Here is a 23499-nt window from a genome sequence, read left to right as displayed (position 1 = left end):
TCCGATAAGCTTTCCGCGAATGGGAAGTAAGGAATTAGTCTTTTAAATAAGATTCCAGCCGTTTAATCAGTTCCTGCGCGACTTGTTCGTAGGGTTCATCCATGTATTCGCCGATGACTTTGCTTCCCGGAAGATTCCGTTTCGTCGGAATCCCGAGGAACTCCCGTTGGCACTCCCAAATCACGACGCGGTGCGTGTCGGATTTACCGCCTTTCCGCGATACGTCCATCGTAATTCCTGAGCGGTAATAGGGCGTGAACGAGTCGTGGCCGGTGCGGTGCAGCGCGATTTCGACGTCCAATTGCTTCTCGGCGGCGATCGGACCGTATTTCAGAAGCAGCTCATCGCACAGCTTGCCGAACTTTCGCTCGGCTTCCATGATCTTGCCTTTGACGGTACGGGTCAGTTCGTGCTGTTCCAGTTTCATCTCTGAATCTCCCATCTTCAAACGGTCGTTCGATAACCATCCTAAACGTTATTCGTAGAAAGGGGAAGGGAAAACGGCATGGTAAATCTTTCATCCGGCAATGCCGGTTATTCGGGAACTCCGCTCGTGAAGAAGCTGGGATATCAAGCGGGACAACGGGTTTGCGTCGTTCATGCGCCGGATGCGTATTGGGAAACGCTGGGCGAATTGCCGGAAGGAATCGTCCGGGCTGCGGAAGGTGAGGGGGAGCTCGATCTCGTCCATCTGTTCGTGCGTTCCCGGCAGGAATGCGAGAACTGGATTCCGATTTACCGGGAGAGAATCCGGCCGAGCGGCATGATCTGGGTGTCCTGGCCGAAGAAGGCGTCCAAGGTGCCGACGGACGTGACCGAAGACGCGATCCGATCGTTCGCGCTCGAACAACGGCTGGTCGACGTGAAAGTGTGCGCGGTGGATACGGTCTGGTCCGGGTTAAAGCTGGTCATTCCCGTGGCGTTGCGAGGAAAATGAAAAACAGTCTCTCTCACGTGGAGGGAGACTGTTTTTCAGTCATTCAGAATTATAAGTTTCACACCTATGCATTTCTGAATGACCTCGATAAAAACGAGATTCTCTGCCCCAGTGGACGACGAAGTCGTTTTTACTTGCATTAAAACACTTTCGTCGTCCAGGACTCGCAGTTCCAGACGTCCGTCGCGACTTCCCGATAAAATTCGGGCTCATGGCTGATCAACAGAATGCTGCCCTTATATTGCTTCAACGCCCGCATCAATTCGTCTTTGGCGTCGACGTCGAGGTGGTTGGTCGGCTCGTCGAGCACGAGCAGGTTCGTTTCGCGGTTGATCAGCTTGCACAGCCGGACCTTGGCTTTCTCGCCGCCGCTCAGCACCGATATTTTGCTCTCGATGTGCTTCGTCGTCAGCCCGCATTTGGCGAGCGCCGCGCGTACCTCGAATTGGGAGAGAGAAGGAAAGTCCTTCCATACGGCCTCGATGCAAGTCTCGTCCGCTCCGCCTTTGACTTCCTGCTCGAAATAGCCGAGGAACTGGTTCTCTCCGCGCGTGACCGTGCCCGAGAGGGGGGCGATTTCCCCGAGAATGCTGCGCAGCAGCGTCGTTTTGCCGATGCCGTTCGCGCCGACGAGCGCGATTTTCTGGCCGCGTTCCATCAGGAGATCGAGCGGGCGGGACAACGGCTCGTCGTATCCGATCACGAGCTGCTTCGTTTCGAAGATCAGCCGGCCCGAAGTCCGTGCTTCCTTGAAGCGGAATTCCGGTTTCGGCTTTTCCTTCGCGAGTTCGATCACTTCCATATTGTCCAGCTTCTTCTGGCGGGACATCGCCATGTTGCGCGTGGATACGCGGGCCTTGTTGCGCGCGACGAAATCCTTCAGCTCCGCGATTTCCTGCTGCTGGCGCTTATAGGCGGATTCGAGCTGCTGCTTCTTCGCCTCGTGCTGCTGCACGAACGTGTCGTAATCCCCGACGTAGCGGTTCAGCTCCTGATTTTCCACGTGGTAGATCAAATTGACGACGCTATTCAGGAACGGGATGTCGTGGGAGACGAGAATGAACGCATTTTCGTATTCCTGCAAGTAACGCTTCAACCACTCGATATGCTGCTCGTCCAGGTAGTTGGTCGGCTCGTCGAGCAGCAGGATGTCCGGCTTCTCCAACAGCAGCTTGGCCAGCAGAACCTTCGTGCGCTGACCGCCGCTCAGATCGTTGACGTCCCGCTCGAGTCCGATGTCGCCCAGGCCGAGTCCGCGCGCGATTTCCTCGACCTTGGCGTCGATCAGATAGAAATCGTTGCTGTTCAGCGTATCCTGGATCGATCCGACTTCCTCCAGCAGCTGCTCCAGCTCTTCCGGCGTCACGTCGCCCATGCGTTCGTACATTTTGTTCATTTCTTCCTCAAGGTCGGTCAGATAACGGAAGGCGCTCTTCAGTACGTCGCGGATCGTCATTCCTTTGGCCAGCACGGAGTGCTGGTCGAGATAGCCGACACGGACTTTCCGGGCCCATTCGATCGAACCCGCGTCCGGTTCCAACGTGCCCGTGATGATGCTCATAAACGTCGATTTGCCTTCGCCGTTGGCGCCGATCAGGCCGACGTGCTCGCCTTTGAGCAGGCGGAAGGAGACGTCATGGAAGATCGCCCGGTCTCCGAATCCGTGGCTTAAGTTTTTAACGGTTAATATGCTCATGTTTTTGCACCTTTTGTAGAGAGGATAATGGCCGGTTTCGTCATTGAAACGCAACATTCTCCATTATAGAACGGGACCTCGAAAAAGGGAATTGTCCTGCGGTCTTTTCCGCTGGGACCCGGGAGGAGTATAATCATGGAAACGACCAACCAAGGGAGAGGTGACGCCGTTTGAAAATCCTGATCCTCGGAGGCACGCGGTTTCTCGGCTATCATCTCGTGATGTCGGCCGTCCGGGCCGGACACGAAGTGACGATATTCTCGCGGGGCCAGACGGACACGGCCGAATTGCCGGAATGCGTGGAGCGGCTGGTCGGTGACCGGGACGGACGCCTGTCCGCGCTGCAAGGACGGCAATGGGACGCCGTCATCGACACGTCCGGTTACGTGCCGCGAATCGTTCGGCAATCGGCAGAGCTGCTTGCCGGGAACGCCGGCCATTATACGTTCGTCTCGAGCATTTCCGCCTACGCCGGCCTTGACCGTTCCGGCGTTAACGAAGAGAGCCCGCTGCTCGAGCTGACGGAGCCTGGCTCGGAAGAAGTCGCTAAGCATTATGGCGCTTTGAAAGCCTTAAGCGAGAAGGAAATTCTGACCGCGTTCCCGGATCGGGCGCTGATCGTTCGTCCCGGCTTGATCGTCGGTCCTCGGGACACGACGGACCGCTTCACGTACTGGCCGTCCCGGATCAAGAGGGGAGGACAGGTGCTTGCGCCCGGACCTCGGGATGCGCGGATTCAAATCCTCGACGTCCGCGATTTGGCGGATTGGATCGTCCGGTTGGCCGAGGCACGCCAGGCCGGGATCTACAATGCGGCCGGTCCGGAAGGCATCCTCTCGATGGAAGAGCTGCTTGAAGCCTGCAGAACGGCGCTGAACCCGCAAGCCGGTCTCGTATGGGCGGACACTCCGTTTTTACTGGAACGGGGAGTGGGACCGTGGATCGAAATGCCCCTCTGGCTCCCGGGCGTCGGCGATACGGCCGAAGTCGCCGGCTTGATGGCCGCGGATAACCGCAAAGCGATCGGCGACGGCCTGACTTTCCGTCCGCTGGAGGAAACGATCCGCGACACCGCCGCTTGGGACGAATCGCGGCCGGATACGGCGGAGCGCAAAGCGGGCATGTCCCCGGAGCGAGAAGCTTCGCTGCTGGCCGAGTGGCTGGAATAGATCACGCAGAGAGGAAGTTTACGTCTTGAGCAAATTTTGGAGCCCCTTGGCCGCTTCGCTGATTCCTTATGTGCCGGGAGAACAGCCGAAGGACCAAACTTACGTCAAACTGAACACGAACGAAAACCCTTATCCGCCATCCCCGCTTGTGCTTAATGCGATCAAGGATGCCGCTAACGGCGATTTACGTTTATATCCGGATCCCACTTGCAGCGCGCTTGCGGAGAAAGCTGCCGCCTATTATGGCGTACAGCCGAACCAGGTGTTCATCGGCAACGGGTCCGACGAGATTTTGGCTTTCGCGTTCGCCGCTTTCTTCTCGCCGTCGAACCGGCCGATTTTGTTCCCCGACATTACATACAGCTTCTACAAGGTGTACGCGGCGCTGTACGGCATTCCTTACAAAACCGTCCCTTTGGACGAAGAGTTCCGGGTGCCGCTGGACGCGTTCGACGAACCGAACGGCGGCATCGTCCTGCCGAACCCGAACGCGCCGACCGCCCGTTACATCGAGACGGAGCGCTTCCGGGGCGTCCTCGATTGGAACTCGGATTCCGTGATGATTCTGGACGAGGCTTATATCGATTTCGGCGGAAAATCGGGGGTGGAGCTCGTGGCGGAGTTCCCGAACCTGCTGGTCGTCCACACGCTGTCGAAGTCGCGGTCGCTCGCCGGACTTCGGGTCGGCGTCGCGATAGGCCACCCGGACCTGATCGAGGGCTTGAACCGGGTCAAAAACTCGTTCAACTCTTACACGATCGACCGCCTCGCGCTTGCCGGCGCGGCCGCGGCTTTCGACGACAGAGCCTATTTCGAGGAAACGACGCGCAAAGTGATCGCGACGAGGGAGCGGACGGACGCCGGCTTGAAGCAGCTCGGTTTCCGGGTCATCGATTCGTCCGCGAACTTCCTGTTCGCGGAGCATCCGGACCATCCGGCCGCCGGAATCTTCCAAGGGTTGAAACAAAGAGGAGTGCTCGTCCGTTATTTCAATCAGCCCCGAATCGACAACTTCATCCGCATCAGCATCGGTACCGATGCCGAGATGGATACGTTTTTGCGGACGCTGGAGGATGTGCTTCGGCAGGATGGGGGATCCGCGGAAGCATGAATAACGAATGGAAAGCGATCGAACGGACGCCGTTCGTGGTGACGGTCGATTCGCTGGTAGAAGATTTCCGCCGTCTGGGCATCCGACCCGGCATGACGCTGCTCGTCCATTCTTCGCTCAGCGCCATTGGTTGGGTGAACGGAGGGCCGGTCGCGGTCGTGCAGGCGCTGATGGAAGCGGTGACCGAGGACGGCACCCTGGTAATGCCCACGCATTCGGGCGAATACTCCGATCCGGCGAAGTGGCAGAATCCGCCGGTGCCTGAAGCCTGGTGGGACACGATTCGCGCCACGATGCCGGCGTTCGATCCGGCCGTCGCGCCGACGAGGGGAATGGGCCGGATCGTGGAAGCGTTCCGCACTTTCCCGGGCGTCATCCGCAGCAGCCATCCCGCGCTTTCGTTCGCCGCCTGGGGAAAACTCGCACATCAGGTTACCGACGCGCACGGACTCGATTTCGGGCTTGGAGAAAGGTCGCCGCTGGCCCGTATCTATGAGCTTGACGGCTCGGTCCTGTTAATCGGCGTCGGGCACGACTCCAACACGTCGCTGCACCTGGCGGAAAATCGGGCGGTCAGACGAACGCAGCGAACCGAATACGCACCGATCCTCGAGAACGGCCAGCGGGTATGGAAGGCGTTTCAAGAAATTCAGTTTCAAACGGAGCTTTTCGAGGAAATCGGCCGCGCGTTCGAAGCGGATCGCCCCGTCGTTACGGGCGCCGTCGGCGTGGCCGAATGCCGGCTGTTCCGCCAACGCGACGCCGTCGATTTCGCCGCAGCCTGGCTGGACCGGGAAGGAAGGATGGACTCATTGTGATATCTTTAACCGTACTGCGCGTCACTTTGAATGAATTGGATCAAGCGGTGCCGTTGTTCGATCGATACCGCCAATTTTACGGACAGCCGTCCGACCAAGCCGCTGCGCGCGGTTTTCTGTCCGAACGGCTGCAGCGGCAAGAATCGGCTATCTATTTAGCGGTCGATGAGGAGACGGGCCAAGCCGTCGGTTTCATGCAGCTTTATCCGACTTTTTCTTCGATATCGATCCGCCATAGTTGGATTCTGAACGACTTGTTCGTGAGCGAGGAAGCCAGGGGCCAAGGGGCGGGACGGCTGCTGTTGAAAGCCGCGAAAAAGCTGGCTGAAGAGACGGGAGCCAAAGGATTGAGCCTGTCCACTGCCGTTGACAACGTAACCGCGCAGAAGCTTTATGAGTCTTTCGGTTTCGTAAAGGACACCGAATTTTATCACTACGATTTGAGAACGGCATCCGTATAAGAGGAGAGACGAACATGACCGAAGATTCGAGATATCCGATCGGCAAATTCGCCCAAGCAGGCGACATCACCCCTGAACAGCGCGAGGCCTGGATCCGGGACATCGAGCAAGCGCCGGAACAGCTGGCGGCCGCCTTGCAAGGGCTGAGCGACGAGCAGCTCGACACTCCTTATCGGGATGGCGGCTGGACCGTTCGCCAAGTGGCGCACCACATCGTGGACAGCCACATGAACAGCATGATCCGGTTTAAGCTTGCGCTTACGGAGCCGGAACCGACGATCAAACCTTACGACGAAAACGCCTGGGCACAGCTTGCCGATACGCGCGACGCGCCGGTCGATCTCGCGGTGGCGCAGCTCCGCGGGCTGCACGTCCGCTGGGCGATGCTGCTCCGGTCGATGAATGAGGCCGATTTCGCGAAAACGTTCTTCCACCCGGCCAATAACAGCGTATCCCGGCTGGACCGGACGCTGGGCATTTACGCTTGGCATGGCCGCCACCACGTGGCGCATATCACCGCTCTGAGAGAGCGGATGGGCTGGTAAAACGTCAACCGAATGGGGGAGGAACAGCGCTTGACGAATCATGATGCGATCCGCAATCGGCAATTGTTCGAAGACTACGTTCCGTTCGTCCGTTCCTTGGCGAATCTGACCGAGGAGCAACAGCTCAAGCGGCTGGGAGAAGGCAAATGGTCGGTGAGGGACGTTATTGCGCACATGTGGAAATGGGACGAATTTTTCGAGCGGCACGCCGTCCTGCCGCTAAGCCAAGGTCAGCCCCTGACCTATCACCATTTGGATTTCAATGCCTTCAATGAAAACGCCAAAAACGAGTGCCGCAAGCTTGATTGGAAACACGTGACCGAGCAGGCGGCTGCGACGCGGGAGCGATTGTTGAACGCCATCCGCGGCATTCCGGAAAGCGAATACGACCGCGAACACCAAGATGCCGACGGACGGCCTTTCTCGGTGACCGCCTACCTGCTGGATTTCGCCGAGCATGACGAGCATCATCGCAAACAGATCGAAAGCGCTCTAGGGACGGCACTTTGATCCGTAACGCAACTGAAGAAGCCTCTCCGGAACGAATTCCGGAGAGGCTTCTTTTCCATTAGGAGGGTAGTCCGTCGACTTCAGGTGACGGAACCGCGAAGGGGAAGGGCATCAGCTGCCTCAGGTAACGAAGCAGTTCCTCCTCCGGCATCGGCCGGCTGAACAGGAATCCCTGAGCAATGTCGCACTTCCACTGCTTCAGCCAATAGAGTTGATCGTAAGACTCCAAGCCTTCGGCGACGATGCCGTACCGCAGCTCCCGGACCCAGTCTATGATGGATTTGGTCATCCGGTCGTCCTGGCTCCGGCCGATGTCCTCGATAAAGCTGCGGTCGATCTTGATCAGATCGAAGGGAAGCCTCCTCAGATAACTGAGAGAGGAGTAACCGACTCCGAAGTCGTCGAGCGCAAGGCGAACCCCGCACTCCTTCAAACGCATGAGCTGATCGGCGGCTTTCTCGAACGATTGCACCATCGTCGTTTCGGTGAGCTCCAGCTCCAACAAACGGCCTTGCAATCCGCTTTCCCGAAGCACGACCGCTACCCGATCCGGAAAATCGGGCTCCAGCAATTGAACGGCGGAAACATTGACGGCCATCGTGGCGCCCGCTTCGTTCAGCTTCAGTTTCATGGCCATTTCGCAAGCGGTCTCGAGCACCCACTGTCCGATCGGGATGATCAGACGGGTTTGTTCCGCGAGCGGAATGAACTCGGCCGGCGAGATGGCGCCCCATTCCGGATGGTTCCAACGAATCAGCGCCTCGAAACCGCGAAGTTTCCCCGTTTCCAACTCGAATTGAGGCTGGTAGCTCAGATGGAATTGATTTCGGTCCAGCGCGAATTGCAAATCCTTCTCCAGGCTGGTGCGGTAACGGATTTGCTCCGTCAAACGGCTTTCGTAAGGCACCGTCTGGTTCGAGCCGCTTTCTCTCGCGTGCCGAAGCGCCGTTTCCGCCTGCATGAACAGATTCTGCAGCGTCTCCGCGTCTCCTTCGTATACGGCCAATCCCGTGCTGAAAGTGACGTGATAGGGACTTCCCTCAATGAGATAGGGAACGGACAACTTCTTTTTCATGTCGACGATCCAGATCAGAGACTGGAGCATGTCGTAACCGGGAAGAGAGACGGCGAAGTCCTGGCCGTTAAACCGGCTGATCAAACCGTCCTTCGGCAGGCCGGCGCCCAATCTTCCCGCGCATTCCCGCAGCAGTGCGTTGCCGCCTTCGACACCGTGGATATCATTGACGGCCCGAAGTTTTTCCACGTTCAAGATCACGAGGGAAAAAGGCTGCTTCCGGTCGATCATCCGCTGCCACTTGCCCTGCAGGCGCTCGTAACGGGGCAGCAGGGTCACTCGGTCGTATTGGGTATCGTGATAACTGACCCATTCCACCGTGACGAAATAATGGAAGATGACGGAGGACAAAGGGTATAGCGTGAGCAAAGGCAGCGTGAAATCCCGCAGCAATCCGTTCCGGATATCGGGAGGGAACCACATCGTTGCCGCGAGCTGGATGAGCGCAATGAACAAGCCGAAACAAACCGGCAGCCACCAAATCCGGCGCAGGCGCAGGCGTTTCCGGCGGAATACGAGGTTCAACGCCGAACCGGCGAGAGCTGCGGCGCCGATGCAGAGAATGCCCGGTGCCATTCCCATGCCGCCCAGATGATAACGGTAGCCGCCGATCACGACGAAAGAAACCGCGGCAGAGAGCGGACCTCCGAGCAAGCCGGACATCCCGGCGAGCACGGCTTTCAAGTCGACGGTTATGCCGGAATCGACGTGAATCGGCATATTCATCGATACGAGCCCGGCCGCGCCGAATAGAGCCCCGATCACGAGACATTGGCCGGGTTTATTCCAATGAAGCAGATAAGGATAGAGTCGATTCGCCAGCATGATGATAACGATCACCGTGGCGATATTTTGCAATAAACTCGTCATGTGGATCATGATGTTTCGGCAATCCCTCCACGTCGGACAGTCATGTGACAGTTTACATCACAAAAATTTAGAAAGTTTGCGGAGAGATGTTAAACGTTATGTAGGATTTGGAAAATTCAGCGGACGAATTTGTACCCGACGCCCCAGACGGTTTTGATATATTGCGGCTGCTTGGGATTGTCCTCCAGCTTGCGCCTTAAGTTCGTCACATGGACGTCGATGGCCCGGTCGTTCACGAAAGAGTCGATGCCGCGCACCGCGTTGATGAGCTCTTCACGGGTATAAACTTTGCCGGGATGTTCGACGAACAGTTTCATGATTTCGTATTCCGAAAACGTCGTTTCGACGGATTTGCCATCCCTCAGCAGCGTTCTCCGTTCAAGATCTAACGTGATGCCGGTGGATTCGGCTTGCCCGGCGGACGTCTCGGCCTCCTGAAGACGGCGGGGAGCGGAGGCGGCTTGCGAACGCCGAAGCACGGCACCGATGCGCACTTTGAGCTCCTGCATGCTGAAAGGCTTGACCAAGTAATCGTCGGCGCCCGCGCTGATCGCTTGGATCCGGTCCGCCACGGCGGTTTTCATCGAGATGACGATCAGCGGAAGGTCCGTCTGGCGGCGGAATTCCGCGCACAGCTCAGGTCCTTGTGCGTCCGGCAGGATGAGATCGAGCAAAATCACGTCGGGCGCAAAAGAAAACAGCGCCTGAAATCCGTCCCGGGCGGTTTCTACGCGCTGAACCGTAAATTGTTCTTCGTTTAAATACAGGGTGAGCATCTCGCCGATGATGGGGTCATCTTCGATTACGAGGATTCTCGTCAAGATCATCACCAACTTCGATAGTTGTTTAGGAAACTCATACTTTACTAACAAATTTCCGGCAAATTCATTATATCTTGTCGTTTGGCGTACGTCTAACCTCTTTTTTGTCTAAGAATGGAATCGATCGTGTCGATCAAAGCGTTTAAACGCGCATCTAACGTGCCTAATGCTTCTTCCGTCGGCTGGCTCTTGCGGAACGCCTCTTCGAGCAGCAAGGCTTCCCGGGCGACCGGAATGGCGCCCAAATGCGCGGCCGCGCCGCGGAACGAGTGGAGAAGGCGCTGAGGCACGGAAGAATCGTCGGAATCGGCGAAGTCTCGAAGCTGCTTCGGCAGATCCGCGTACTCTTGGCGGAACCGATCGAGCAGTTGGAGATAAAGGGCGGTTTTCCCGCCCAGCCGATGAAGCGCAAGCGGAATGTCCAGCGCGTCGGTGTCGGGCCATCCCGCGAGACTGTCCGACGGGGAAGGAACGCTCAAGGCCGTCGGAAGCCAGCGGGAGAGCACGGCTTTCAGGTTCTCCGGCGACACCGGTTTCCGAAGCAGGTCGATCATGCCGGCGTCCAGACAACGCTGCCTCCAATGCTCGATATCTTCTCCCGTCAGAGCGATCACGGGCAGGCTGGAGAAACGCTCTTCTCCATGGATGGCTCGCGTTGTCTCCAAGCCGTCCATGCCGGGCATCTGGAGGTCCATCAGCACGAGCTGAACCGGGCGGGACTCCAATACATGCCGGGCTTGCGTACCACTCGATGCTTCGCAGGCGACGAGGCCGAACTCTTCGACCAGACGCGCGGTGACGGTTCTGCTGATTTCGTTGTCCTCCACGACCAGCACGGTCCCGTTCAGCCGAAGGGAGGTTCGTTCCGGCTCGCGGGAAGCCGAGGAGTCCGCTGCTTCGGTTCGTTCGCACAGGGCAAGCAGAGCATGCCGGATTTGCATCGGAACCGTCGGTTTGATGAGGACGCCGGCAGGCCGCAGATCTTCTTCCATGGCCATGAGCATGTCCCTTCCCCGCAGCGTCGTGCTGCAATAAACCGCCGTTCCCTTCGCGTCGGCAGACCGTTTCCACGTTTCCCAAGTTTCCTCGCCGTGCATGTCCCCGTTTTCCATGTCGACGATCCATGCGTCCCAAGTTTCCGTGTTCAGCTTATGCTCGGCCGCAGCCCAGTCCTCTGCGGCTTCCACCTTACATCCCATCTCGACGAGTGTCTGCAGCCAATAGTCCCTCATCCGGGTACCGTCCTCGAGCACCAACACTTTCAAGCCATAGGGCAGAGGGTCTTCCAGGAATGAGCGGTTCCCTTGCGTGCCGAAAGGGATTTGGAAGGAGAAGGTGCTGCCCTCGCCAAACCCGCTGTCCACTTGAATGCGCGTACCGCCCATTCGTTGGATGAGGCTGCTGCTGATGACCAACCCCAGTCCGGTACCGCCGGAACGGTTCGCGCCTTCCGACGCCTGGGAGAAAGGTTTGAACAGCCGGGCTTGTTCCTGTGGCGTCATGCCGACCCCGGAGTCCGCCACGGCGAATCGGAGAGCGGCAGCGGACTCGTAAGCATGGACAAGCGAAATTTCAAGCGATATGAAGCCTTCGTCCGTGAATTTGATCGCGTTGTTAACCAGGTTGAGCAGGATTTGTTCCAGACGCGAAGGATCTCCGTACAGGACATCCGGCACGCCGGGCGCGATACGAAGCATCAGGTCGACGGGTTTCGCGCCCAGCAGCACGGCGAACGTTCTGCTTAACCGCTCCAATACTTCCTCCAGCCGGAATGGCACCGTTTCGATCGACAGCTTGTCCGCTTCGAGTTTGGAGTAGTCGAGCAAGTCGTTCAGGATATGGAGAAGCCCGTTGGAGGAGACCGTGATTTGCCGCAAATAGTCTCTCTGAATATCCGAAAGTTCGGTGCGTTGGAGCAGGTGAGTCAGGCCGATAATCCCGTTCAGGGGCGTGCGTATTTCATGGCTCATCCGCGCGAGAAACGCGCTTTTGGCTTCGTTCGCTTCGTCGGCGGCCTGTTTGGCGAGCCACAGTTGGCGCTCGATTTCCTTGCGTTCCGTGATGTCCCGGACGATCGTGGAGAAATAGGGCTCCTCCGCGCCTTCCGGTTGATGGGCGACAACCGTCTGCGACGTCGTGAGCACCGTTCCGTCTTCCTTGATCCACTCCGATTCATCCTGCCAATAGCCCTGCTCCTGGGCGATGCGCAGACCGGCGACGAGGCGAAGGGTGGTGGGCACGGACATGTAACGCTCCAAATAGCCGTTTTTCTCTCCGAGCGTCCGGATGCCGAGAAACTCATAGCCCGCCCGGTTCAAGTACAGGATTTTGCCTCTCAGATCGAAGGTGGCGATCATGTCATGGGCGGTTTCGGTAATCGCGAGCAGGCGCGAATTCATTTCCTCGGTGAATTGGAGGTTCCAGCCCGGCGTCGGTACCGGTTTCCACGAGCGAAACAGCTTTTTGAGCCGCGACAGAAACATGAGCTCCCTCCCGGTGCAGATGATGTCGAAAACTCATAATTTGCAAATATTCAGCCAAGAAGTCTTTTCATATTTCAAGTCTATCATATTCGATGGAGATAGAGCTCGGACAGAGAGTAGAGAGATGAGGAGGGATCGCATGTCGATCTTGATGAAAACGGCCCTATGGGAGCCGACGGGACGGGGAGATCACGACTTCGAGCCGTTGTTCGAGGCGTTCGGGGATCGATACTCGCTTACGCGGAGGGAGAAGGAAGTGCTTAGCACGCTTCTGACTTGGGGGTTGCGCAACGAGGACTTGAGCAGCACGCTTCACATTTCGGTGAAAACGGTCAAACACCATTTGGCGAGCTTGATGGAAAAAACGAGGACCCGCTCGTCCAGAGAACTGCAGGCCCTGTTTTTAAGATCTTTATTGAGCGGAAGTACCTTGACCTTGCAATGACCCTGCCGGGGGAATCGCCTCTTTCGGCAGCTCGACGCGGAACGAGGTTCCTTCGCCGGCGCGGCTGCAAGCCGACACTTCGCCGCCGTGCATGTCCACGATTTTCTTCACGATCGAAAGCCCGAGCCCGCTTCCCCCGGAGGCGCTGCTGCGGGCTTTGTCCGCTTTGAAGAACCTTTCGAAAAGGTGGGGGAGATCCTCGTCGGAGACGCCGATGCCGGTATCCGTGATTTCCGCAAGGACCCGACCGTCGCGTTCTTCCAAAGCCACGCGGATCGTGCCGCCTTCGGGCGTGAATTTCACCGCGTTATGCAGAAGGTTTTGCCAGACTTGGCTCAGCAGATCCTCGTCGGCGGAAATCGTCGTTTCCTGCAGCTCGACGTCCAGCTCCAGCCGTTTCGCACGCCATTGCGGCTCACAGGCGAGGATGGAACGACGCAGCTGGCGGTCGAGTCGGTAGGGCTTCGATTCGAAAGGATGCTTGTTCGATTCCAGAGACGTGAGCTTCAGCAGGTTATCGCTGAGCTTGGACAGCCTCGCGCTCTCGGATTCGATGATCCGAAGATAATGAAGGCGAGTCTCGGCCGGCAAATCCTCGCTGCGCAGCGCCCTCGCGAAGCCGCCGATCGACGTCAGCGGGGACTGGAATTCGTGCGAAACGTTGGAGATGAACTCCTGCCGCATTTTCTCCATTTGGCTAAGGTTGTCTGCCATTTGGTTGAAGTTGCGGACCAGAATGCCGAGCTGGCCCAGTTTGCGGGGATCCGATTCCAACGTGACGTCGAATTCCCCTTTGGCGATTTTGCGCATCGCCTCGATCCAATTCATGAATAAGGTGATCTGCTGACGGCCGGGATCGAATATGAACCGGATCATTAAAATGACGAGCCCTAACAAATTCACCATGAGAAAAGCGGTCAATAATTGCCGGCCGATGGTGTGACCGATATCGGGAAACCAGGTCCGGTAAATGAGCGACATGATCCAGTTGGCGATCAGATAGAGGACGATCAAGGTGACATGAAAAATCGCCGATCCGAACAGCACCCATCTCCATGGAGTCCGGGGACGTTTGGCCGGCTGCCTGCCGCCGTTTTGCCGCATTTGCCGGTAATATTCCTCCTGGGAGGCAAGCAGTCGGTCGTGTCTCTCCATATGGCGGCTGCGAATCCTGCCGAAAATACCGCTGCGTTCGTCCCTCATTCCGCCGCCTCCAACCTGTAGCCGAGCCCTCGGATCGTCGTGATCCGGAAGCCGTACCGCTCGTCGGGAAACCGTTCCCGCAGTCGCTTGATATGCACGTCCACCGTGCGCTCGTCGCCTTCGTAATCGTACCCCCAAATTTGCTCGATCAATTGTTCCCGCGCGAACGTGATGCCGGGATAACTCGCGAGTTTGAACAGCAGCTCGAATTCCTTCATCGGCAGGGTGAGCCGTTCTTCACCGGCAATGACGGCGTATGCTTGCCGATCCAATTGGATGCCGCCGATCGCGACCTTCTGGGAGATGGAGATTTTATACCGTTTAAGCAGCGCCTTGACGCGGGCGACCAGTTCATCCGGTTCGAACGGCTTCACCATGTAATCGTCCGTGCCGAGACGGAAGCCTTTGACTTTCTGCGACGTTTCGCCTTTGGCCGTCAGCATGAGCAGGGGAATGTCGTACCGTTCGCGCAGCTCCGTGCATAGCTCCCAGCCGTCCATTTTGGGCATCATGATGTCCAGTACGACCAAGTCGGCCGGGATTTTCTCCATCAGCTCCAGCGCTTCTTGGCCGTTTTCCGCCTGCATGATGTCGAACCCTTCCCGGGCAAGGAATAAGGAGACCAGTTCGCGGATATGGGAATCGTCGTCTACCACCATAATTCGTGTCATACGTTCAAAGCCTCCTCACGGTCATGGTCTGCGTACGCCGGTTGTTCGGCATAACGGAGCTGCTGCTCCGCGAATTCCCGGTACAGCGGATGGCTGGCGGCCAATTCCTCGTGCGTCCCGATGCCCGTCACCGAGCCTTTGTCGAGAAAAACGATCTGATCCGCGTCGACGACCGTGGAGAGGCGGTGGGCGATCACGAGCGTCGTGCGTCCTTGCATCAGATTCGCGAGCGCTTGTTGAACGACCGATTCGGATTTGCTGTCCAGGCTGGATGTCGCTTCATCGAGCATAAGCAGCTGCGGATCGCGGAGCAAGGCACGCGCGATGGCGATTCTTTGCCGCTGGCCGCCGGACAGCTTGATGCCTCGTTCGCCGACCTCCGTATCGTATTGATGAGGCAGCTCGTCGATGAAGGCGTCGGCATAAGCCATCGCGGCCGCTTGGCGAAGCTCGTCGTCGCTGACTTCGCGGTCTAACCCGTACGCGATGTTATCGCGGATCGTGCCGGACATGAGCGGACTCTCCTGCGAGACGTAGCCGATCCGTGCCCTCCATTGGGGGAGATCGTAGGTTGTGATCGGTTCGTCACCATAAAGCACGCGGCCGCCTGTAGGTTCGTAAAAGCGCTCGATCAGCGAGAACAGGGTGGTTTTGCCGCTGCCGCTGGGGCCGACGAGCGCGGTAACTTTGCCGGTCGGAATCGGGAAGCTGACCTCGTCCAGCACGGGACCGTTCCCGCCGTTGTAAGCGAACGAGACGCGGTCGAGGCGGAGGGAAAGCTCGGTCTGCGGGAGCGGCTTGCCGCCCGTGCGGATTTCTTCGGGCTTGCCCAGCGTTGCGATCATGTTCTGGGCGGCGCCCATGGCCTTCTGCAGCTGGGTGAAAAATCCCGTGATCTGACCGAGCGGCATGATGATTTGGATCAGGTACAGCAGGAAAGCCACGAGCTCGCCCGCGGACAGGGCGCCTGAAGAAACCCTTAGTCCGCCGAATCCGATGACGACGACCATCAGCGTCATGATGACCAGTCCCATCAGCGGGGCGATCAACGCTTGGACGCGGGCTTCTTTCAGGCCAAGCCGGTACAACGCTTGAATGCCGGTCATGCCTCTTGCGTATTCCGGAGCTTCGGCGCCGGAGGATTTGACCAGCCGGATCTCGGAGAGCACCTGCTGGAGGATGGACGTGAAGCCCGCCGTCTCATCCTGCATGCTGCGGGAAATCCGGTACATTTGCCGGCCGAGCGGGAACAGGATGCCCAGCGTGAGCGGCACGGCGATGAGGAGCACGAGCGTCATTTGCCAATCGAGCGTGAGCAGGATGACGACGGAGCCGATGATCGAAATGACGCCCGTGATAAAGCCGGACAGCAGCTCGGACATGACCTGCTTGATGACGCCCGTATCATTCGTGACGCGGCTGATGAGCGCGCCCGTTTCTTCTTTGTCGTAATGCGATACGGGTAGATGCAGCAGTTTGCGCCACAGGAGGCTTCGCAAGGCTTTCAGCATTTGCTGCCCGAACCGGTTGAACAGGAAGATCGAAAACGCGCCCGCGGCCGTCTGCACCAAGAAGGCGCCGCCGATGGCGGCGATCTGGGCGAAACGGATCGATTGCAGCGAGAAGCCGTCGACGAGGTTCCGCGTGAACAACGGCACGAACAGGCTGACGACCGTATTGATCAGACTAAGCGCGAAAGCGGCGGCGAACATGCCGTATGAGGGCTTGGCTTGGCGAAGCAGCGCGAAAAACGCCTTCCAATCGCCGGTCGGTTTCTTATTTGAGTTCGGATTCGGTTCGTTCGGTTTCATAGTAAAGCACCCTTTCGGTTTCCGGATCGCAAAATACGTCCGTATTTCCATTATGCGGATATGTGAACGGTTAATCTACCTCCCGTTCGGTGTCATCCTACGTCAGAATGCATCAGCAATGTGAACGGAATATGAATCGCGTGATACAATAGACGGAAATGGAAGCCGTTGGGCCAAAATAGGGAGGAATGTCGCATGCGGGGAAGATTCGCGCCCACGCCCTCCGGCTTGCTCCATCTGGGAAATGCGGGAACCGCGCTGCTGGCCTGGCTGCAAATCCGTTCCCGCGGCGGGCAGATCGTCATGCGCATGGAGGATCTGGATTTACCGAGGTGCAAGCCTGAATTCGCGGAGCGGGCGTTGGCCGACATGCGCTGGCTCGGCCTGGATTGGGATGAAGGGCCGGACGTCGGAGGGCCTTATGTTCCGTACGAACAGAGCCGGCGCGGCGAGCTTTACGATGCCGCGTTGGACAAGCTGGCGAGGGAAGGGCACTTATATCGCTGTTATTGCAGCCGGGCGGATCTGATGTCGCTGGGGAACGCACCGCATGGCTTGCATTCCGAGGGGCCGGCGTATCCGGGCACATGCCGCAGGTTGACCGAGCAGGAGCGAGAGGCGCGGGAAGCGGTGAAACCGCCGAGCTGGCGATTCGCCATGCCGGAGCATGGCGTTGAGTTTGTTGACGGCATCGCGGGTCCGATGGCTTTCGCGGCGGGAGCGGGTGGAGATTTCGTCGTCAAACGGGCGGACGGCATCGTGGGCTACCAGCTCGCGGTCGTGGTAGACGATGCAGCGATGGGCATCACGGAAGTGCTGCGCGGCTGGGACCTGCTCGACTCTACGCCGCGCCAGCTGATGCTGGCCGAAGCGCTCGGCGTGGAGCCGCCGCGATACGCGCACGCACCGTTGATGAGGGGGCCGGACGGCAACCGATTGGCGAAGCGGCACGGCGACATCGCGGTTTCCTCGCTAAGGGAATCAGGTTTGAAGCCGGAAGCGGTCGTCGGGCTGCTGGGTTGGCTGTACGGTTTGCTTGATCGACCGGAAGCGGTGTCGGCAAAGGAGCTGCTGCCTTTGTTCGATTTGGGGCGGATTCCGCAGGAATCGGTGACATTGCCGGAGGATTGGCTGGAACGTTTGGAGCGCTAGAAAGGAGCAGGGTGACTGCATGGAAACTTGGATCAATGAGAGAATGTCGGGGCAAATCGCGTTCATCGCGGAGGTTGATAAGCTGAAAGGCGTGCTGAGGCAAACCTTCATCATGGACGGAAGCCGCCGGGAAAACACGGCCGAGCACAGCTGGAATATCGCGGTGTTCGCGATGCTCATGCATGAGTATGCCGAGCCGAAGCCGGATCTGAACCGCGTCGTCCGCATGCTGCTTTTGCACGATATCGTGGAGATCGATGCAGGCGACACGTTCGCATACGACGCTGTGGGCTACGAAGATAAGGAAGAACGGGAGCAAGCGGCGGCCCGCAGGATCTATGGGCTGTTGCCTGAGGATCAGCGCGACGAATGGGTGCAGGCTTGGCGGGAGTTCGAAGAAGGCGAAACGGTCGAAGCCCGCTACGCCAACGCGATCGACCGGCTGCTTCCGCTCGTGCATAACTACTACACCGGAGGCCAGAGCTGGGTTCGGCACGGCATCAAGCGGTCGCAGGTAATCCGTCGGATCGCGCCTGTCGAGCACATTTCCCCGCCGATGTGGGAATTCGCGATGGAGCTGCTGGACCGGGCGGTGGAGAAGGGGATTTTGAAGGAAGACGAACCCGGGGAGAGGGGTTAATTTGCCGAGGCTGTACGGTTCGAAAATCATGCTGAGGGAGTACCGGATAGACGACCTGGAGCCGATGAGGCGATGGGTGAACGACGCGGATATCGTGTGCCATCTATCCGATATTTTCCTTTATCCTCATCCATTACAGGCTTCGGAACAATTTCTGGAGGAGATGCTCGAGGGGACTTCGGACAGCCGGGGATTCGTCATCGCCGATCCGGAGACCGAAGCGTACATCGGTCAAGTCAATTTGGACCGGATCGACTGGAAGAACCGCGTCGGCTCGATCGGCATCGTTATCGGTTCGCCGGAGAACTTGGGCAAAGGGTACGGCACGGAAGCTTTGCAGATGCTCGTTCGTTTCGCGTTCCTCGAACTGAATCTGAACCGCCTGGAGTTGGAGGTCTACGACTTCAACGAGCGCGCATGCCGGAGTTACCGGTCATGCGGCTTCCGCGAGGAAGGCCGGCTGCGGGAGAAGCAGTTCAAAAACGGCCGTTACGTGGACGTGATCGTCATGGGACTGCTGCGCTCGGAGTGGCTGGATGCGTTGGAGACGGGCGGTTGAGGCGCAGTCATCGTGTTCACCGACGAACATATTTAATGGCGTTAAGAATTTGAGTTCGTGGTAACTCATGCGCTCTAGCGGGACTTTTTCCCGTTCGAAAGAGAGTAACTCATGCGCTCTAACGGGACTTTTTCCCGTTGCAGGTTCGAAAGAGAGTAACTCAGACGCTCTAGCGGGACTTTTTCCCGTTGCAGGTTCGAAAGAGAGTAACTCAACTGCTCCAACGTTACTTTCTAACGTTGCAGAGGAGGAAGAGAGTAACTCAACTGCTCCAACGTTACTTTCTAGCGTTGCAGAGGAGGAAGAGAGTAACTCAGATGTTCCAACGTTACCTTCTACCGTTGCAGAGACGGAAGAGAGTAACTGAACTGCTCCAACGTTGCTTTTACCGCTGCAGAGACGGGAGAGAGTAACTGATCTGCTCCAACGTTACTTTTTACCGTTACAATTAATAGAGTGTGACACAACTCATCAATGTGTTTACATAGTAATAATTATGTAAACTTGAGATTTCACACATCAAAGAAAAAATATTTTCCGCCAATGTAGAAATCGTGCTTTTCCATCCGTCATGTTATCGAAGCGCGAATGAAGCGCTCAACAACATGCAAAGGGGATATACGAGATGCATTTTTCGTTACTGTTCTATGAAAGCCAGGAAGACTTCGCCAGTCGTTCCGACCCGGAAAAACAGCAGGAATACTTGGCCGGCTGGTCGCACTATGTGAATGCGCTTCGCAGCTCGGGGATTGTGGTCAGCGGCGCCGGGCTGTTCCCGCCCGAAACGGCCGCTACGCTTCTGCGCCAAGGCGGGGAGGTGCGCGTGCAGGACGGCCCCTTCTCCGAGGCGAAGGAACAGCTGGGTGGAATCTTCGTCATCGACGTGCCGGATCAAGAAACCGCGCTGGAGTGGGCGTCGCGCAGTCCCGTCCGGGCGGTCGAAGTGCGCCAGAACCTGCCGTCTCTTAAGTGACGGACGCACGAACCGCGATAGAGAAGGCGGCGCGCGAAGCCTACGGCCGGCTGCTTGCCTTCTTGGCCGTTCGATGGCGGAACGTGGCGGCCGCCGAGGATGCACTGGCGGATGCCTTCGTCGCAGCGTTGGAAAAATGGCTGCAGTCAGGCGTACCGGACAAGCCGGAAGCCTGGCTGTATACGGCCGCGCGCCGACGTTTAATTGACGGAGCGCGTCGGGATCGCGTGCAATCCCAAGCCGCACCGATGCTCTTAAAAATGGCAGATGAAGCCCAGAAATGGGCTTCTTCCGTCACGAATTTCCCGGACGAGAGGCTCCAAATGCTGTTCATCTGCGCCCATCCGGAAATCGATCCTTCGATTCGCACGCCGCTTATGCTCCAAATGGTTCTCGGGATCGAAGCGGCTCGCATCGCTGCGGCGTTTATCGTGAAGCCTTCTACCATGGGTCAGCGGCTGACCCGGGCGAAAGCGAAGATGAGAGAATCCGGCATCCGATTCGAACTTCCCGGTCCCGACGAATGGCCGGAACGGCTCGGTGCCGTGCTCGAGGCGATCTACGCCGCTTACGGCAGCGGTTGGAACGATGCGGACGGATTCGATCAGCGGAAACAGGGAATGGCGGAAGAAGCGATCTACTTGGGAAAATTGCTTCTGCGGTTTATGCCGGAAGAGCCGGAAGTTCTCGGACTCCTGGCGCTTATGCTGCACTGCGAAGCGCGGCGCGAAGCGAGGAGACTCGCATCCGGCCATTACGTACCGCTCTCCGAACAGGATGTTTCTCTCTGGTCCGGGACGTTGATCGAAGAGGCCGAACAGTATCTCCATACCGCGTCCAAAGCCGGTAAAATGGGGCGTTTTCAGCTTGAAGCGGCCATCCAGTCGGTGCATGCCCATCGTGCGTTAACCGGTCATACCGCGTGGGAAGAAATTGCGCTTCTGTACGAAGGTCTCGTCCGCATCGCGCCGACCATCGGCGCCTGGGTCGGGCGTGCTGCCGCAATAGCCGAAGCGAGAGGAGCCGAGCAGGGATTGGCCTCTCTTCGCGAGCTGCCGGACGAATCAGTCAAAGACTATCAACCCTATTGGGCGCTGATCGCCCATCTCCTTCGCCGACTGCGACGAATCGAAGAGGCGCGCTCCGCATACAGCCGAGCCATCGGACTCTGTTCGGATCCGGCCGTTCGCGAGTTTTTGAAACGGCAATCCGAAGCTGATGGCTAAACAAACGCAAAAAGCCCCGCCAGCCATCACGGCCAGCGGGGCTTCGTCTTTTTATCGGAGCTTTCCTTGTCTAGCCGCACGAATCACGACTGCCAGTCCACGCCAGAAATCCGTCGTGCCATGCGGGTCCTCAATGATTCCTCCGAGATCGGCGCTGCCGAACTCATTCAAGAACCAATCGGGGGCCGGCGTTTTCTTGTCCGCCTCCAGCTGAGCGACCCTTTTGCCCAGTTCTTCGAAAGCTTTTCTTTCCGCGTCATTCATGGGCTCGTCCTCCTCGTTACGATAAGTGAAAATCCAATACTGCCTTGCCTCGCTCTGGAACACCGATTCCTTGCCACTCACTCTGCCGTCGTTTTTCACGCCTTCTGCGATCATGCCGTCGTGCTTGTAATTGTCGTTGTCCGGGTTCGGGTCCATGACGTCGATCAATCCGTCATGTGCGCCCGTCAGGACAATGAAGTGGCCGCCGCGCGTGAAATGGCCGCCTGCGCTCATCGATGCGATCACAAGCGCACCATCAGACAAAGCTTTTTTCACCGCGTTTAGGCTGCCGGTCGCCGCGCAGCTCAGTCCGTAACTCTTCGCGATGCTCGGGAAGAGCGCCCAGGAAGTCCCGTTCTCGCTTGTCCGGAAACCGTGATCGACGGAGTATTTTGCCGCCTCGGGAGGAAGCAGGCTCTTTCCGGTAAAAGAGCTGTACACCATCGCGAAGGAAGTCGGGCCGCAACCGGTTAGCCCGATCGTTTGATTGGAATCTCGGATATTGGAATACATCTGATTCTTCCACCGCAGATCTTCTTGGCTGTAATAAACGAGATTCATTTCCCCTCACCGTCTTCCTTCGAATTCTGAATCTATACAAATTTCCACTTAACTGGTTATTTTCCTCTATTTCACTAGTGAGAGAGGATCATGCTATAATTCTATGAATAACGTCATAACGATATCATGGGAGATTCATAGAATGAACAAATGGGGAAAAACGCTCGCCGCCGCGCTGATCTCAGCTACCGCTTTGACGGCGTCAGGCGGACAAGCCGCAACTGCAGCCACCTCCGTAAAGCCGGTTACCGTCCTGCTTGATGACGTGGCGATGTCTTTCGACGGCATTCAGGCCCAAATCAAAAGCAACATTACGTTCGTCCCGTTCCGTTCCATCGCGGAAGCGATGGGCATCGACATTCAATGGAATGCGAAGCTGAGGAGAATTACCGCAACGGGCCAAGTGAACGGCCAGGCGACGACGGTCGTGCTCGATGTGGGCAAAATCACCGCCACCGTCAACGGAAAATCGGTTAAGCTTATCGCCGCGCCTTACACGATGAACGACCGGACGCTCATTCCGCTGAACTTTTTCAGCACGCAATTCGGCGCCAAGGTCGGCTGGGACGGCACGACCCGTACCGTTTCGATCGTTTCTCCGCTAAGGGAAATGTACCTCCGTGGATTTTACGCTATCAGCTCGTTCGCCGAGCGCGCCCATATCGATGAGATGAACTCCGTCGCTTTCGGTTGGGCACGGTTGGACGCCAACGGCGAACTGACGACAAGCGGCAAAGACTTCTACTGGCCGCCCGCAGCGACTGACGCATCGCCGGAATCCATCGTGAGCGGCGCTTCCGCCGAAGGGATTGCGCCTTATCTGATGGTTTTCGCGGTGGACGGCAGCGATGAGTTGACGAAAATGTTGAGCGATCCTGCGCTTCGTGACCGTTCGATCGACGGCATTTTGAAGCTTGCGAAAGAGAAAGGGTTCGGCGGCGTACAGCTGGACTTCGAAGGTCTCGGACTACGGGACAACGCTCCCGAACAACGGAAACTGTTCAACGATTACGTGAGCCTGCTCGCAAGCAAGCTTAAGCCCGAAGGCCTGAAGCTGTCGCTGGCCGTACCGCCTCCGAACGGCGCGTACAAAGGTTACGACTACGCGACGCTGGCGGGCCTTGCGGACGATCTCGTCGTGATGGCATACGCCTATCATCCGGCCGGAACGCCCAACCATACGCCGCAGCCCAATGCGAAAGTCGAAGCCGCGATTACGGGACTGCTCAAAGCCGGCGTACCGAAGGAGAAGCTCATTTTGGGCATCGACCTCTGGAGCGAAACGCCGCAGACGATTGACGACAAGCTGGGTCTTGCGAAACGTTACGCGCTCAAAGGCGCGGCATTTTGGCGGATCGGACTTTATTCGTACTATGGGCAGGAGATGACGGATACGATCAACCGTTCCGTCGTCAAACTGACCACGGTTTCGAACTAACGCCAACTGCACGCTTTCCAATTGTGTCCATTTTGTGGTTTCCGGCAAAAAGTGATTTTT

The 23499-nt window shown here is 57.7% G+C and carries 23 protein-coding genes; 14 read left to right on the top strand and 9 right to left on the bottom strand.

Annotated elements, in window-relative coordinates; genetic code table 11:
• Positions 1-34 precede the first annotated feature (34 nt).
• Positions 35-427, bottom strand: a complete 393-nt coding sequence (locus EAV92_RS08120) for a hypothetical protein (protein ID WP_123040594.1) — start codon at positions 425-427, stop codon at positions 35-37.
• Between the two features lie 78 nt (positions 428-505).
• On the opposite strand from EAV92_RS08120, the gene EAV92_RS08115 reads away from it, so the two are divergent.
• Positions 506-937: a DUF3052 domain-containing protein gene (locus EAV92_RS08115; protein ID WP_123040593.1), complete on the top strand. Its 432-nt coding sequence runs from the start codon at positions 506-508 to the stop codon at positions 935-937.
• A gap of 139 nt (positions 938-1076) precedes the next feature.
• On the opposite strand, the gene EAV92_RS08110 is transcribed toward EAV92_RS08115, so the two are convergent.
• Complete coding sequence (locus EAV92_RS08110) at positions 1077-2633, bottom strand: ABC-F family ATP-binding cassette domain-containing protein (protein ID WP_123043632.1); 1557 nt, start codon at positions 2631-2633, stop codon at positions 1077-1079.
• Between the two features lie 170 nt (positions 2634-2803).
• On the opposite strand from EAV92_RS08110, the gene EAV92_RS08105 reads away from it, so the two are divergent.
• Genes EAV92_RS08105 through EAV92_RS08080 form a run of 6 tightly spaced genes read left to right on the top strand, consistent with a single transcriptional unit; the run spans position 2804 to position 7247 of the window.
• Positions 2804-3802 (top strand): NAD-dependent epimerase/dehydratase family protein, encoded by a 999-nt coding sequence (locus tag EAV92_RS08105; RefSeq protein WP_123040592.1) that lies wholly within the window; start codon positions 2804-2806, stop codon positions 3800-3802.
• Positions 3803-3827: 25 nt separating this feature from the next.
• Positions 3828-4913: a histidinol-phosphate transaminase gene (gene hisC, locus EAV92_RS08100; RefSeq protein WP_123040591.1), complete on the top strand. Its 1086-nt coding sequence runs from the start codon at positions 3828-3830 to the stop codon at positions 4911-4913.
• Positions 4910-5731: an AAC(3) family N-acetyltransferase gene (locus tag EAV92_RS08095; RefSeq protein WP_123040590.1), complete on the top strand. Its 822-nt coding sequence runs from the start codon at positions 4910-4912 to the stop codon at positions 5729-5731. The genes hisC and EAV92_RS08095 overlap by 4 nt, the downstream gene beginning before the upstream one ends.
• Positions 5728-6192 (top strand): GNAT family N-acetyltransferase, encoded by a 465-nt coding sequence (locus EAV92_RS08090; RefSeq protein ID WP_241158479.1) that lies wholly within the window; start codon positions 5728-5730, stop codon positions 6190-6192. The genes EAV92_RS08095 and EAV92_RS08090 overlap by 4 nt, the downstream gene beginning before the upstream one ends.
• Before the next feature lie 14 nt (positions 6193-6206).
• On the top strand, positions 6207-6737 hold the full coding sequence (locus EAV92_RS08085; protein ID WP_123040588.1) for a YfiT family bacillithiol transferase: 531 nt from the start codon (positions 6207-6209) through the stop codon (positions 6735-6737).
• A 30-nt stretch (positions 6738-6767) separates the two neighbouring features.
• Entirely contained in the window at positions 6768-7247 is a 480-nt protein-coding gene (locus EAV92_RS08080; protein ID WP_164472683.1) for a DinB family protein, read from the top strand.
• A gap of 58 nt (positions 7248-7305) precedes the next feature.
• Here EAV92_RS08080 and EAV92_RS08075 read toward each other — a convergent pair whose 3' ends face one another.
• The 3 genes from EAV92_RS08075 to EAV92_RS08065 all read right to left on the bottom strand — a co-directional run bounded on the left by EAV92_RS08075 (position 7306) and on the right by EAV92_RS08065 (position 12496).
• Positions 7306-9201, bottom strand: a complete 1896-nt coding sequence (locus EAV92_RS08075) for an EAL domain-containing protein (protein WP_123040586.1) — start codon at positions 9199-9201, stop codon at positions 7306-7308.
• Between the two features lie 107 nt (positions 9202-9308).
• Positions 9309-10013, bottom strand: a complete 705-nt coding sequence (locus EAV92_RS08070) for a response regulator transcription factor (protein ID WP_123043631.1) — start codon at positions 10011-10013, stop codon at positions 9309-9311.
• 92 nt (positions 10014-10105) lie between these two features.
• The gene (locus tag EAV92_RS08065; RefSeq protein ID WP_123040585.1) at positions 10106-12496 is read right to left on the bottom strand and encodes a PAS domain-containing hybrid sensor histidine kinase/response regulator; all 2391 of its coding nucleotides are present in this window, start codon (positions 12494-12496) and stop codon (positions 10106-10108) included.
• A gap of 139 nt (positions 12497-12635) precedes the next feature.
• On the opposite strand from EAV92_RS08065, the gene EAV92_RS24720 reads away from it, so the two are divergent.
• A complete protein-coding gene (locus tag EAV92_RS24720) occupies positions 12636-12941 on the top strand; it encodes a response regulator transcription factor (protein ID WP_206424292.1) in 306 nt (101 codons plus the stop codon).
• Here EAV92_RS24720 and EAV92_RS08055 read toward each other — a convergent pair.
• Genes EAV92_RS08055 through EAV92_RS08045 form a run of 3 tightly spaced genes read right to left on the bottom strand, consistent with a single transcriptional unit; the run spans position 12909 to position 16626 of the window.
• A complete protein-coding gene (locus EAV92_RS08055; RefSeq protein ID WP_241158478.1) occupies positions 12909-14144 on the bottom strand; it encodes a sensor histidine kinase in 1236 nt (411 codons plus the stop codon). The two genes, EAV92_RS24720 and EAV92_RS08055, sit on opposite strands and share 33 nt — an antisense overlap.
• The gene (locus EAV92_RS08050; protein ID WP_123040584.1) at positions 14141-14815 is read right to left on the bottom strand and encodes a response regulator transcription factor; all 675 of its coding nucleotides are present in this window, start codon (positions 14813-14815) and stop codon (positions 14141-14143) included. The genes EAV92_RS08055 and EAV92_RS08050 overlap by 4 nt, the downstream gene beginning before the upstream one ends.
• Positions 14812-16626: an ABC transporter ATP-binding protein gene (locus tag EAV92_RS08045; RefSeq protein ID WP_123043628.1), complete on the bottom strand. Its 1815-nt coding sequence runs from the start codon at positions 16624-16626 to the stop codon at positions 14812-14814. The genes EAV92_RS08050 and EAV92_RS08045 overlap by 4 nt, the downstream gene beginning before the upstream one ends.
• Before the next feature lie 195 nt (positions 16627-16821).
• Between EAV92_RS08045 and gluQRS the strand changes: the two genes are divergently transcribed.
• The 5 genes from gluQRS to EAV92_RS08020 all read left to right on the top strand — a co-directional run bounded on the left by gluQRS (position 16822) and on the right by EAV92_RS08020 (position 21176).
• Entirely contained in the window at positions 16822-17778 is a 957-nt protein-coding gene (gene gluQRS, locus EAV92_RS08040) for a tRNA glutamyl-Q(34) synthetase GluQRS (RefSeq protein ID WP_123040583.1), read from the top strand.
• A 19-nt stretch (positions 17779-17797) separates the two neighbouring features.
• Positions 17798-18418: an HD domain-containing protein gene (locus tag EAV92_RS08035; RefSeq protein ID WP_123040582.1), complete on the top strand. Its 621-nt coding sequence runs from the start codon at positions 17798-17800 to the stop codon at positions 18416-18418.
• A 1-nt stretch (position 18419) separates the two neighbouring features.
• On the top strand, positions 18420-18977 hold the full coding sequence (locus EAV92_RS08030) for a GNAT family N-acetyltransferase (RefSeq protein ID WP_123040581.1): 558 nt from the start codon (positions 18420-18422) through the stop codon (positions 18975-18977).
• Between the two features lie 625 nt (positions 18978-19602).
• Complete coding sequence (locus tag EAV92_RS08025) at positions 19603-19950, top strand: YciI family protein (protein WP_123040580.1); 348 nt, start codon at positions 19603-19605, stop codon at positions 19948-19950.
• Positions 19947-21176, top strand: a complete 1230-nt coding sequence (locus tag EAV92_RS08020) for an RNA polymerase sigma factor (RefSeq protein WP_123040579.1) — start codon at positions 19947-19949, stop codon at positions 21174-21176. The genes EAV92_RS08025 and EAV92_RS08020 overlap by 4 nt, the downstream gene beginning before the upstream one ends.
• A gap of 51 nt (positions 21177-21227) precedes the next feature.
• Here EAV92_RS08020 and EAV92_RS08015 read toward each other — a convergent pair whose 3' ends face one another.
• Positions 21228-22001, bottom strand: coding sequence for a C39 family peptidase (locus tag EAV92_RS08015; RefSeq protein ID WP_123040578.1), 774 nt, complete (start codon positions 21999-22001; stop codon positions 21228-21230).
• Between the two features lie 142 nt (positions 22002-22143).
• Between EAV92_RS08015 and EAV92_RS08010 the strand changes: the two genes are divergently transcribed.
• Positions 22144-23439, top strand: a complete 1296-nt coding sequence (locus EAV92_RS08010; protein ID WP_123040577.1) for a stalk domain-containing protein — start codon at positions 22144-22146, stop codon at positions 23437-23439.
• Positions 23440-23499: the final 60 nt, after the last annotated feature.

Origin of the sequence: Cohnella candidum (assembly GCF_003713065.1) — a bacterium.
Classification (GTDB): Bacteria; Bacillota; Bacilli; order Paenibacillales; family Paenibacillaceae; genus Cohnella; species Cohnella candidum.
This window is presented reverse-complemented; position numbering and strand designations above follow the sequence as displayed.